6 protein-coding genes and 2 pseudogenes are annotated in these 12858 nt (G+C 69.4%); 3 read left to right on the top strand and 5 right to left on the bottom strand.

The window, feature by feature from the left end:
- A pseudogene (locus RH94_RS09410) lies at positions 1–376 on the bottom strand (transposase); the annotation flags it as partial.
- Between the two features lie 125 nt (positions 377–501).
- Between RH94_RS09410 and RH94_RS09405 the strand changes: the two are divergent.
- Positions 502–687 (top strand): DUF397 domain-containing protein, encoded by a 186-nt coding sequence (locus RH94_RS09405; protein ID WP_073947167.1) that lies wholly within the window; start codon positions 502–504, stop codon positions 685–687.
- Positions 688–1975: 1288 nt separating this feature from the next.
- Positions 1976–3244: a hydroxymethylglutaryl-CoA reductase gene (locus tag RH94_RS09400; protein ID WP_234425649.1), complete on the top strand. Its 1269-nt coding sequence runs from the start codon at positions 1976–1978 to the stop codon at positions 3242–3244.
- 576 nt (positions 3245–3820) lie between these two features.
- Here RH94_RS09400 and RH94_RS42885 read toward each other — a convergent pair.
- The 3 genes and pseudogenes from RH94_RS42885 to RH94_RS09390 all read right to left on the bottom strand — a co-directional run.
- Positions 3821–4601: pseudogene (locus RH94_RS42885) on the bottom strand (UDP-N-acetylglucosamine 1-carboxyvinyltransferase); the annotation flags it as partial.
- Between the two features lies 1 nt (position 4602).
- Positions 4603–5353 (bottom strand): helix-turn-helix domain-containing protein (locus RH94_RS42880; RefSeq protein ID WP_234425648.1); only part of this gene is annotated, 751 nt, incomplete at its 3' end.
- Between the two features lie 64 nt (positions 5354–5417).
- Positions 5418–5615 (bottom strand): DUF4236 domain-containing protein, encoded by a 198-nt coding sequence (locus tag RH94_RS09390; RefSeq protein ID WP_073947165.1) that lies wholly within the window; start codon positions 5613–5615, stop codon positions 5418–5420.
- Positions 5616–5970: 355 nt separating this feature from the next.
- Here RH94_RS09390 and acnA point away from each other — a divergent pair, with 355 nt between their 5' ends.
- Positions 5971–8688, top strand: a complete 2718-nt coding sequence (gene acnA / locus RH94_RS09385; RefSeq protein WP_073947164.1) for an aconitate hydratase AcnA — start codon at positions 5971–5973, stop codon at positions 8686–8688.
- Between the two features lie 276 nt (positions 8689–8964).
- Here the strand turns inward: acnA and RH94_RS09380 are convergent, their stop codons facing one another.
- Positions 8965–12768, bottom strand: coding sequence for a GH92 family glycosyl hydrolase (locus tag RH94_RS09380; protein WP_199880903.1), 3804 nt, complete (start codon positions 12766–12768; stop codon positions 8965–8967).
- Positions 12769–12858 lie beyond the last annotated feature (90 nt).

Raw genomic sequence — 12858 nt, 5'->3', positions numbered from 1 at the left:
CAGATCGGCTCGACGCCGCCGAAGCGGCCCTTGTGCTCGTCGATGAACGCTACGAGCGTGTGTGTGGCCGGTCGAGCTCGGCCGCGAAGAAAGACGCCGCGGCTTTGAGGATCTCGTTCGCCCGCTTCAGCTCGGCATTCTCCTTCTTCAGCCGCTTCAGCTCGGCGGACTCCTCCGTCGTGGTGCCCGGCCGGGTGCCGGCATCGATCTGGTCCTGCCGTACCCACTTGCGCAGGGTCTCGGTCGTGCCGATGCCCAGTTTCTGGGCGACCGCTTTCATCGCGGCCCACTCGGTGTCGTACTCCGGCCGCACCTCGGCGACCATCCGCACCGCACGACGGCGCAGCTCAAGCGGGTACTGGGAAGAGCGTGCCATGACTCGATCCTCTCAAACGATCGAGTCCCTATCGAACCCGGAACGGTTCACTATGACACACTGCGGTCGCAGGCCCTGCACCCCAAAGATTCCCGGGCCTTGCTGGAGCGACTGCGAGGAGAGACATGAGCGCGACAGAACTCGCCTGGTTCAAGTCAAGCTATAGCGGTAGCTCGGGCGACGACTGCGTGGAGGTCGCGATCGCCGAACAGGCGGTCCACGTAAGGGACTCCAAGGACGTGACCCGCCCGGCCTTCGCGATCGGCCGCGAGGGCTGGGGGCAGTTCGTGCGGTTCGCGTCGGAGTGCTGAGTGGCTTGAGGGCGTGCCGTCAGCCGCGCCGGGCGCTGGAGCGGCGGACGGCACACCTTCATCGCTTTTGGGGACTCCTGGTCTCGTCAGCGGGGCGTAGCCGAAGGTCACGCGGTTGATGAACCGGTCGCCGAGGTCGTGAGTCCGGGTGGCTTCGGCTCCTTGGCGCTCTGGGGGGAGCACCTTGCTGCCTGCTGCGAACTCCTTCCGGAGTAGGAAGAGTTCCTGTGTCCCTGCACAGCTTGCAAGCATGATGCGTGCTCAAGCCGGGAGACCGGCTTCGCGCGAGGCATGGGCCGGGCGGTTGCGGTAGTGGCGCAGGGTGACATGCCACGTCTGTTGTGACGGTAGATCCGTCTCAAGGTGCCCGGATTGGTCACTGCGTCACACTCGCCGGGATCGTGGGAGGTTGAGGGCCCAGTTGGCCCTCCCCCGTTCCGCCCGTCGCGTGCAAGACGAAGCCGCCGCCCTGCTCGGCCCCGCTTGCGCCGAACGGCTCCACGCCGGGCTCACCACGCTGCACAAGGACGGCCACCTCACGCTCATCACGACAACCGTCCCGGGGGACCTGATCCGCCCGACCGTCAGTGGACCGACACCGCATGGCACGGTGCCTCGCTGCGAGGGCTGGGTCCATCAGGGATCGGGCTCTGTCCCGCGCCATGCGCCTCGGCTTCCCCCGCCGCGGAGCCCGACCGCCCGGCGGCCCCTGTGGCACTTCCCCATGGTGGTCAGGGGCTTGGCCCGGAACGGGACGACTCGACGGGAACGGGGACACCTCGGCGCCGTCTTGCGCGCGTAACCCGGGGGCCGAGGTGTCGTTGAGCCGGTGCCGGGGCTGCCGCCGCGCGTCGGGGTGGGAAGGGGGGAGTGGTTCGAACGTGACCAGGACAAGGCACCGGGCCGGGGCCGTCAGTGGGGCGCCCGTCGCGGCCGGGGAGGGTGCCGTCATCGAAGGGTCGACTCAGCACATCGTCCGCCGGGCCCGGCTGCGGGACCACGTGTGCCGAGCGTCGTGGGGTCGGTGACCACGTCGAACCGGTGCCCCCGCGTACCGCGACGACACCTGCGAACAACGGGCCGGTTCGGCACGGGCCGGTCGCCGACGCAGTCGCCTCGGCCGTCCTGCGACCACTACTGCGGTCGTGCTCGTCCCCCGGCATGACCGGGGACCGTCATCCCCGAAGCAACCCATCGGGCCGACGCCCGCCACAGAGGAAAGCGATGTCGTATGAGCTCTGGAGAAAGCCCGGGCCTGCCCCGTCCGCCACGGCCCCCAGGACGGTACGTGCCCGCCCGGGGACTTTACACGGAGGCGGCGCGACTCCAGCGGCTGGACTGGCTCCGCTCCAGGACCCGGTCGGCGCTGGACTCCCTGCAACACACACGGCTTGACGCCGACAAGCTGACCGGCAATATCGAGGGACTCGTCGGCACCGTCGAAATCCCGGTCGGCGTGGCCGGACCCCTGCTGTTCTGCGGGACGAACGTCCAGGGCGAGGTCTACGCTCCCATGGCCACCACGGAAGGTGCCCTGGTCTCGTCGGCGACGCGGGGAGCCCTGGCCGTCACCATGGCGGGCGGCGTCAGCACACGCGCCGCCCTGCAAGCGATGACGCGTGCTCCTGTCTTCGCGTTCTCCCGGCTGGCCGGCGCCGGCCGCTTCGCCTCGGCGATCCTCCGGCACCTCGGCGACCTCCGCGCGATCATCCGGCAGGTGTCCGACCACGCCACGCTCATCTCGATCGAGCCCGTGGTCCTGGGCAGGACCGTTCACCTGAGGTTCAGGTACACCACCGGGGACGCGGCAGGACAGAACATGACGACTGCCTGCACCTGGCACGCGTGTCAGTGGATCCTGCGACAGCCGCACCTGGTGGCAGACGAGGAGCTCGAATCCTTCCTCATCGAAGGGAACACGTCCGGAGACAAGAAGGCGTCGGCCCAGGCTGTGGCGGAAGGCCGCGGAATCAGGGTGGCCGCTGACTGCCTTCTGCCGGCAGGGGTCGTCCAACGGGTCCTGAGAACCACCCCCGACGAGCTGGTCACGGGGTACCAGCACATCACGGCCGGAGCAGTCCACAGCGGGGTCCTGGGGTCCAACGCGAATACCGCCAACATCGTGGCGGCGATCTTCACGGCGACGGGCCAGGACATCGCCTGCGTTCACGAGTCGAGTGTGGGGCAGTTCATCCTCGAACGCACACGGGACGGCGTCTACGCGAGTATGACCCTGCCCGGCCTGGCAGTCGGCACGGTCGGGGGCGGCACCCACCTGCCCACGCAGCACGAGCTCTTGGAAGCGATGGGATGTACCGGCCGGGGAAGCGCCGTCCGGCTGGCGGAGATCATCGCCGGCTTCGCCCTGGCCCTGGACCTCTCGACAGTCTCCGCGGCCGTTTCCGGGCACTTCGCCGACGCTCACGAACGCCTCGGGCGTAACAGGCCACCCCGCCAGAACAGCACTGAACACCGGATCGGCATCCCTTCGACGCCGACGGCCGGCGAACCCCAACCCGTACCGGTGCCTCGCCCGGCCCCGGAAGCCGGGCCTTGACCCCGGTTCCGGCCAGGGCCTTCATCTCGTGGCGGCATGGGCAGGACGGTCGGACGGCCTTGGTCGCCCCGGAGTCGGCGAACCAGTCGATGAACCGCGGGGCGGCTGGGGCAGGGGCTTCGTCACCGGCGCCGGTCAACAGGTCGGTGCGGGTGACGAAGCCCAGGTCAGATGGTGCCGGCTGGCCGGCCGGCCGGTGACTCGCTGGAGTGCGGTCAGGGCCGTGGCGTCGTCGAGGGCGGGGACGAGGGTCGTGACGGGGTCGGTGAGTTCCTGCAGCGGATCGCCATCGGTGTCGGGGCGGTTCGCGCAGCGGGGCCCCGCCCTGACGGTCCCGGCTGTTGACGCGTCACTCGTCATGGCCTCCCCCGCAGACGGCGGGCTCGTCGAGGCAGGGCGAACAGCCCCACCGCTCGCCTTCACCACTGCCGACGCAGCGGCATGTGCGTCCGCACTCGCACAACGGGGCACGCATCCGGTCGCACCGCCCGGTCGTGCAGAGACGTCGCCACACCCCACCCCGCCTCGTATCCATGCAGGCGAGGACGGGTGTGGCGGCGCCTGTTCCGAAGGTTTTCAGATGTCCCGGAAGGTCTCGATCTGCGCCCCGACCGAGTTCAGTCGCTCGGCGAGGTCCTCGTAACCCCGGTTGATGACGTACACGTTGCGCAGCACCGACGTGCCCTCCGCGGCCATCATGGCCAGCAGGACGACGACGGCGGGGCGCAGGGCCGGCGGGCACATCATCTCGGCCGCGCGCCAGCGGGTGGGGCCCTCGACCAGCACCCGGTGGGGGTCGAGGAGTTGCAGGCGGCCGCCCAGGCGGTTGAGGTCCGTCAGGTAGATGGCGCGGTTGTCGTACACCCAGTCGTGGATCAGCGTCTTGCCCTGCGCGGAGGCCGCGATCGCCGCGAAGAAGGGGACGTTGTCGATGTTCAGGCCGGGGAACGGCATCGGGTGGATCTTGTCGATGGGCGCCTCCAGCTTGGAGGGCCGTACGGTGAGGTCCACCAGGCGGGTGCGACCGTTGTCGGCGACGTACTCCTCGCCGCGGTCGTGGTCGAGGCCCATCTCCTCCAGGACCGCCAGCTCGATCTCCAGGAACTCGATCGGCACCCGGCGCACCGTCAGCTCCGACTCGGTGACGACCGCGGCGGCCAGCAGGCTCATCGCCTCCACCGGGTCCTCGGAGGGGGAGTAGTCCACGTCGGCGTCGATGACCGGCACGCCGTGCACGGTGAGCGTGGTGGTGCCGATGCCCTCGACCCGCACGCCGAGCGCCTCCAGGAAGAAGCACAGGTCCTGGACCATGTAGTTGGAGGAGGCGTTGCGGATGACGGTCACGCCGTCGTGGCGGNGGGCCGCCGCCAGCAGCGCGTTCTCGGTCACCGTGTCGCCGCGCTCGGTCAGGACGATCGGGCGGTCCGGGCGGACGGCGCGGTCTACCACGGCGTGGTACTGGCCCTCCGTGGCGGTGATGTCCAGCCCGAACCGGCGCAGCGCGATCATGTGCGGCTCGATGGTGCGCGTGCCGAGGTCGCAGCCGCCCGCGTACGGCAGCTTGAAGTGGTCCGTGAGGTGCAGCAGCGGCCCGAAGAACATGATGATGGACCGGGTGCGCACGGCGGCCTCGGCGTCGATCGTGCTCATGTCCAGGTCGGCCGGCGGCACGATCTCCAGGTCGGTGCCGTCGTTGATCCAGCGGGTGCGCACACCGATGGAGTTCAGCACCTCCAGCAGGCGGTACACCTCCTCGATCCTGGCCACCCGGCGCAGCACCGTGCGCCCCTGGTTGAGCAGCGAGGCGCACAGCAGGGCCACGCACGCGTTCTTGCTCGTCTTCACGTCGATGGCGCCGGACAGGCGGCGTCCGCCCACCACCCGCAGGTGCATCGGGCCCGCGTAGCCCAGGGATACGATCTCACTGTCCAGGGCTTCGCCGATGCGGGCGATCATCTCAAGGCTGATGTTCTGGTTGCCGCGCTCGACACGGTTGACGGCACTCTGGCTGGTGCCCAGCGCCTCGGCCAACTGTGTCTGCGTCCAGCCTCTGTGCTGCCGGGCGTCACGGATGAGCTTGCCGATGCGTACGAGGTAGTCGTCTGCCATGAGGCTGAGGTTATCTCAGATATGAGATGGCGCCTCTTGAGGGGTCCATTCGGGTGATGCACCGTCAGTGACGCTTGGCCCTACGGGTTCGACGCCACCCGAAAGGTCCGGGCAAATCCATCGATGTCGTACGACGTCCCGTGCTGCTGTGGGTGTACCGCGGCCCGTGCTTCCCGCCGGTGGTGAACGACCAGGAACGCTTGTTGATGTTCAGCCGCACTCCCGGGAGGATCCGGAAGCTCTTGCGGAACGTGAGCGGCATGCGGGTGCTCCTTTCGAAGGGGGGTAGCGGCGGTCGTGTGCGCCGCCGGATTCCTTGCGGATACCCCGACTTGGCGTAGTGATGGGCGGGAGCGCCCGGTTGGGCCGGGCCGCGCGCGATGTGTCCGCCCCGCTCGCGTCCGCCCCCGCCCGTGCCCGCCCCGCCCGTGCCCGCCCGCGCATGACCATCCCGCCCCCATGTACTAGAGTTATCTCGACATCGAGATATCTGCCAGGAGCACCGCAGCCGCCCTTCAAGTAAGGCACACCTAACTTAGCCTCGCCTTAGTGGAGTGGCCGATACGCCGTGGCGGCAGGATCGTGGTGGTACGCGCACATGAGTGAAGGAGACTGTCGTGTCGGCGAACAGCTTCGACGCCCGCAGCACGCTGCAGGTGGGCGACGAGTCGTACGAGATCTTCCGGCTTGACAAGGTCGAGGGCTCGGCCCGACTGCCTTACAGCCTGAAGGTCCTGCTGGAGAACCTGCTCCGCACCGAGGACGGCGCGAACATCACCGCCGACCACATCCGTGCCCTCGGCAACTGGGACTCCCAGGCCAAGCCGTCGCAGGAGATCCAGTTCACGCCCGCCCGCGTGATCATGCAGGACTTCACCGGCGTGCCCTGCGTCGTGGACCTCGCCACCATGCGCGAGGCCGTCAAGGAGCTCGGCGGCGACCCGGCGAAGATCAACCCGCTGGCCCCGGCCGAGCTGGTCATCGACCACTCCGTCATCGCCGACAAGTTCGGCACCAGCGACGCCTTCAAGGTGAACGTCGAGCTGGAGTACGGCCGCAACAAGGAGCGCTACCAGTTCCTGCGCTGGGGTCAGACCGCCTTCGACGAGTTCAAGGTCGTCCCGCCCGGCACCGGCATCGTCCACCAGGTCAACATCGAGCACCTGGCCCGCGTGGTCATGGTCCGCGACGGCAAGGCCTACCCGGACACCCTCGTCGGCACCGACTCGCACACCACCATGGTCAACGGCCTCGGCGTCCTCGGCTGGGGCGTCGGCGGCATCGAGGCCGAGGCCGCCATGCTCGGCCAGCCGGTCTCCATGCTCATCCCGCGGGTCGTCGGCTTCAAGCTCACCGGCGAACTGCCCGCCGGCACCACCGCCACCGACCTGGTGCTGACCATCACCGAGATGCTGCGCAAGCACGGCGTGGTCGGCAAGTTCGTCGAGTTCTACGGCGAGGGCGTCGCCGCCACCTCGCTCGCCAACCGGGCCACCATCGGCAACATGTCGCCGGAGTTCGGCTCCACCGCCGCGATCTTCCCGATCGACGGCGAGACCCTGAACTACCTGCGTCTGACCGGCCGCTCCGAGCAGCAGGTCGCGCTCGTCGAGGCCTACGCCAAGGAGCAGGGCCTCTGGCTGGACCCGAAGGCCGAGCCGGACTTCTCCGAGAAGCTCGAACTGGACCTGTCCACGGTCGTCCCGTCCATCGCCGGCCCGAAGCGCCCGCAGGACCGCATCGTCCTCGCCGACGCCGCCGAGCAGTTCAAGCAGGACGTCCGCAACTACGTGGACAACGTGGACGAGGCGGGCCAGGAGTCCTTCCCGGCCTCCGACGCCCCGGCCGTCACCCCGAACGGCGCGCCCAGCAACCCGGTTCCGGTCACCGCCCCCGACGGCACGACCTACGAGCTGGACCACGGTGCGGTGACGGTCGCCGCCATCACCTCCTGCACCAACACCTCCAACCCGTACGTCATGATCGGCGCCGCCCTGGTCGCCAAGAAGGCGGTCGAGAAGGGCCTCGCCCGCAAGCCGTGGGTCAAGTCCACCCTCGCCCCGGGCTCGAAGGTCGTCACCGACTACTTCGAGAAGTCCGGCCTCACCCCGTACCTGGACAAGCTGGGCTTCAACCTCGTCGGCTACGGCTGCACCACCTGCATCGGCAACTCCGGCCCGCTGCCGGAGGAGGTCTCCAAGGCCGTCAACGACCATGACCTCGCCGTGGTCTCGGTCCTCTCCGGCAACCGCAACTTCGAGGGCCGGATCAACCCCGACGTCAAGATGAACTACCTGGCCTCCCCGCCGCTGGTCGTCGCGTACGCCATCGCGGGCTCCATGAAGGTGGACATCACCCGTGACGCCCTGGGCGCCGACCAGGACGGCAACCCGGTCTACCTGAAGGACATCTGGCCCTCCGAGGCCGAGGTCAACGAGGTCGTCGCCAACGCCATCGGCGAGGACATGTTCTCCAAGTCCTACAGCGACGTCTTCGCCGGCGACGCCCAGTGGCAGTCCCTGCCCGTCCCGACCGGCGACACCTTCGAGTGGGACCCGGAGTCCACCTACGTCCGCAAGCCCCCGTACTTCGAGGGCATGGGCATGGAGCCGGTCCCGGTCGAGGACATCTCCGGCGCCCGGGTGCTCGCCAAGCTGGGCGACTCGGTCACCACCGACCACATCTCCCCGGCCGGTGCCATCAAGGCCGACACCCCGGCGGGCCAGTACCTCACCGAGCACGGCGTCGAGCGCCGCGACTTCAACTCCTACGGTTCCCGCCGCGGCAACCACGAGGTGATGATCCGCGGTACGTTCGCCAACATCCGCCTGCGCAACCAGATCGCGCCGGGCACCGAGGGCGGCTACACGCGTGACTTCACGCAGGAGGGCGGCCCGGTCTCCTTCATCTACGACGCCTCGCGCAACTACATCGAGCAGGGCATCCCGCTGGTCGTCCTGGCCGGCAAGGAGTACGGCTCCGGCTCGTCCCGCGACTGGGCGGCGAAGGGCACCGCGCTGCTCGGCGTCAAGGCCGTCATCGCCGAGTCCTACGAGCGCATCCACCGCTCGAACCTCATCGGCATGGGCGTCCTGCCGCTGCAGTTCCCGGAGGGCCAGTCGGCGCAGTCCCTCGGCCTGACCGGCGAGGAGACCTTCTCCGTCGCCGGCGTCACCGAGCTCAACGAGGGCCGCACGCCGAGCACGGTGAAGGTCACCACCGACAGTGGTGTCGAGTTCGACGCGGTGGTCCGCATCGACACCCCCGGTGAGGCGGACTACTACCGCAACGGCGGCATCATGCAGTACGTGCTGCGCAGCCTGATCCGCAAGTAACGGATCTCTCAAGGCAGTTGGGCCGCATCCTCGGCAACGGGGGTGCGGCCCCCGCCTTTGTGCGCCAAACCGGCCCCGGGCGTTTACAGCCGTCGCCGGCCGCGCTACTTTCACTGCCAAGCGAGGTGGGAGCGCTCCCACTCGGTGGACCGGAACCCGCCGGATGAGAGCTGCTCCCGCCTCGCCCGTCCAAGCCGCCGGTGACCGACCCGCAACCGAACAGCCCGGAGGGGCGGGCCCCCGGGACCCGCCCCTCCGTCATGCGCGGTGGGTGCCTCAGGCCAGCAGCTCCACCTCCGCCAGCGTCGAGGCGCCGTCCAGGACCAGGCGGTACTTCTGGTACGTGCCCGGCGAGGCGATCGTGAAGGGGCGGGTCTGCCGGTCCCAGGCGAAGGACTCGCCGGAGCGCCGGTCCACCGTCTTCCAGGTCCTGCCGTCGGCGGAGGCCTCCAGGGTCCAGCCGGCCGGGGCCCGGGTGCGGTCCGCGGACGAGGTCAGGGTGTACTGGACCGCCCTGGTGGCCCCGGACACCGGCAGGTCCACCGCCGTCACGGTAGCGTCCGTCGACGAGGTGTCGTCGAACAGCGCGCCGTCGCCCTTCAGCACGTCCGACCGCGGGCCCGGCGCCTTGTCACCGGTCGTGATCGACACGGGCGCCGCGTCCCTGCCCGTGCCCCACGACGACGGCCGCGGGCCCATGTCGAACCGCAGGACCCCGCCCTTCGACAGCAGCGAGTGCGGCAGGCTCGTGGAGTTCCACGCCTTGCCGTTGAACCGCACGCCCTGCACGTAGACGTTCTTCGCGCTGTTCCTCGGCGCCTCGACGACCAGGTCCCGGCCGTTCTCCAGATGGACCGTCGCCCTGGTGAACAGCGGGGAGCCGATGGTGTACTCCCCGCTGCCCATCACCAGCGGGTAGAAGCCGAGCGCGGAGAAGAGGTACCAGGCCGACTGCTCGCCGTTGTCCTCGTCGCCGTGGTAGCCCTGGCCGATCTCGCTGCCGACGTAGAGCCGGGACAGCGCCTCGCGGACCTTCTCCTGCGCCTTCCACGGCTGTCCGGCCGCGGCGTACATGTAGAGGACGTGGTGCGCGACCTGGTTGGAGTGGCCGTACTGGCCCATCCGCACGTCCCGCGCCTCGGTCATCTCGTGGATGACACCGCCGTAGGAGCCGACGAACTCCGGGGAGGCCGTCTCCGGCGTGGCGAAGTAGGTGTCGAGCTTGTCCGCGAGGCCCTTCCGCCCGCCGTACAGGTTCGCCAGGCCCCGGCTGTCCTGCGGGGCGGTGAAGGCGTAGCCCCAGCCGTTGGTCTCCGTGTAGTCGTAGCCCCACACGCGCGGGTCGTACTTCGAGGAGTCCAGGCGCCAGTTGCCCTTGGCGTCGCGGCCCTGGAAGAAGCCCGCCCCGGAGTCGAAGAGGTTGACGTAGTCCCTGGCCCGGTCGAGGAAGTACTCCGCCTCCTCCTGGTAGCGCTTCCGGCCCGTCTTCTTGTGGAGGGCCTCGCCCATCCTCGCGATGCCGTAGTCGTTGACGTAGCCCTCCATCGCCCAGGACAGGCCCTCGTGCGTGGCCGTGGTGGTGTAGCCGAGGAAGGGGGAGGTGGCCATGCCCTTGCGGCCCACGCCCGAGGACGGCGGCACGACCGTCGCGTTCTTCACCGCCGCGTCGTACGCCGCCTCCGCGTCCATCGGCACGCCCTTGACGTACGCGTCCGCGAACGCCACGTCCGAGGAGGTGCCCGTCATCAGGTCGGCGTAGCCGGGGGAGGACCAGCGGGAGGTCCAGCCGCCGTCCTTGTACTGCTGCACGAAGCCGTCCACCATCTCGCCCGCCCGGGAGGGCGTCAGGAGCGAGTACGCCGGCCAGGTGGTCCGGTAGGTGTCCCAGAAGCCGTTGTTGACGTACACCTTGCCGTCGACGATCTTCGCGCCGGTGCGGGTCGGGGTGTCCTCGCTGGGCATCGGCGAGAACGGGGAGGCGTACTGGTACTTTCCGCCCACCTTCTCGAAGCCCGAGTTCGGGTACAGGTACAGCCGGTACAGGCTGGAGTAGAGCGTGGTCAGCCGGTCCGGCGTGGCGCCCTGGACCTCGACCCTGCCGAGCACCTTGTCCCAGGCGCGCTGGGCTTGTTTCTTGACGGTGTCGAAGGAGGTGCCGTCCGGGATCTCCTGGCGCAGGTTGTCCTTCGCCTGGTCGAGGCCGATCAGGGAGGTGGCCAGCCGCAGGGTGACGGTGCGGTCCTTGCCGGCGTCGAAGCGCAGGTGGCCCTTGACACCGTTCGCGGAGCCGTCCTTGACCGGCTTGTCGAACACGCCGTACACGAAGAGCCGGGTGGCGCCGGTGGACAGCCCGGACTTCACGTCCGAGTAGCCGGTGACGATGCCGTGCTCCTTGTCCAGGGTCAGGCCCGCCTGCTCGGTTACGTTGTCGAACAGGACGCTCGCGTCGTCCCCCGGATAGGTGAAGCGCAGTACGGCCGCGTGGTCGGTCGGCGTCATCTCGGCCTCGAGGCCGTTCTCGAACCGCACCCCGTAGTAGTACGGCCGCGCGGTCTCGTTCTCGTGCCGGAAGGCCAGGGCGCGGGCGGTGCGGCCGGTGTCCGGGGTGCCGGACGCGGCGGACGGCATCACCTGGAAGGTCTGCCGGTCACCCATCCAGGGGCTGGGCTCGTGGCTCGCGCTGAACGCCTGGACCGTCGGCAGGTTGTCGTCGTTGTTCGCGCGCGCGTACTCGTACAGCCAGCTCAGCGAGGACGCGTTGGTCACCGGCGTCCAGAAGTTGAAGCCGTGCGGGACGGCGGTCGCGGGGAAGTTGTTGCCGCGCGAGAAGCTGCCGCTGGAGTGGGTGCCGCGGGTGGTCAGCGCGTAGTCCGACAGGTGGGCCCGGGGCTTGTCGGGGGCGGCCCGCTCGATGACCACGTCGTCCAGCCAGCCGCGGAACTTCGCCGGGCCGGTGGGGGAGTCGTAGGCGAGGAGTATCCGGTCGACGGTCTTGCCGGCCGCGACCGAGCCGATCCGCGACACGACGTTGTTCCACTGGTTGACGTACAGGGTCTTCGCCGCGCCCTGCCCCTGCGGGCTCAGCGTGAAGCCGTGCTGGTCGGTGGCGCCCAGCCGGCTGAGGTAGGTGCCGTCGGTGAAGGCGAGGTCCACGGCGACGTTGGTGGCGTCGTAGTCGCGGTCGCCGTCGGCCATGGAGGGGTAGAGGCGGTACGACAGCCGGGTGTCGCGGGCGACCTCGACGTGGACGTCGAAGACCTTGTTGTACGAGTAAGCCCGGCCCTCGGCGGTGTGGCGGCCGGCGTACCTCAGGGCGCGCTTGCCCGTGTAGCCGGCGCCCGACTTGGCGGTCGGGGAGCCGCTCGGGCCGCGGTCGACGAGGGAGAGCATGTCCTGCGGGACGGGACCGTCACCGTCGCCGGTGGAGAACTGCACGTCGGCCAGCTGGAGTATGCCCGAGGCGCCGTTGTTCTTCGTGATGTCGAGCCGGAAGTGCTGGTACTCGGCCGGCTCGGCCAGGTCGTACGTCCTGGTCTGGAACCGTTCGGAGAAGTTCTCGCCCGAGCGGGTGTCGAGGGTCTTCCAGTCCTTGCCGTCGGTGGAGCCCCTCAGGGTCCAGTCCTTCGGGTCGCGCCCGTCGAAGTCGTTGGCCGAGGTGAGGGCGTACCGGACGATCCTCCGCGGTTTGTCGAAGTCGAACTCGGCCCAGCCGGTGGGTTCGAAGGTCAGCCACTTGGTGCCGGACTCGCCGTCGACGAGGTTCTCCTTCACCTCGCCGGCGCCCGCGTTCTCCCCGCTGGCCCGGACGTCGGTGACGTGGTCGTTCACATTGCCCGGGATGCCGGTGCTGTAGCCGCCGTCCACGCCCGAGGCGCGCTTGCCGCCGTCCCCGGCGGTGTCGACCGTGTTCAGCCAGTCCGGTGCCCGCTCGCCGGCCTCGAACGAGGAGGCGAACTCCCGGTCGGCGGCCGGTGGCTTGCCGGGCAGGGCGACCGCCGCTCCCTGCGAGCCGGCCGCCATGACAAAGGCGGTCGTGATGACGACCGCCGGACCCCATCTGTGCCGTACTCCGCGCTGCATACGCGACGACCCTCCCTGCGATACCCACACTTCGGACAACGTTGTCAGCTCGGTGCGCAGAGACCAGTAGGGGGCCAAGTGGCCAGTGAT

This window comes from Streptomyces kebangsaanensis (assembly GCF_001906585.1).
Classification (GTDB): domain Bacteria; phylum Actinomycetota; class Actinomycetes; order Streptomycetales; family Streptomycetaceae; genus Streptomyces; species Streptomyces kebangsaanensis.
The sequence above is the reverse complement of the archived record's forward strand: the minus strand, read 5'-3'. Positions and strand labels throughout refer to the sequence as shown.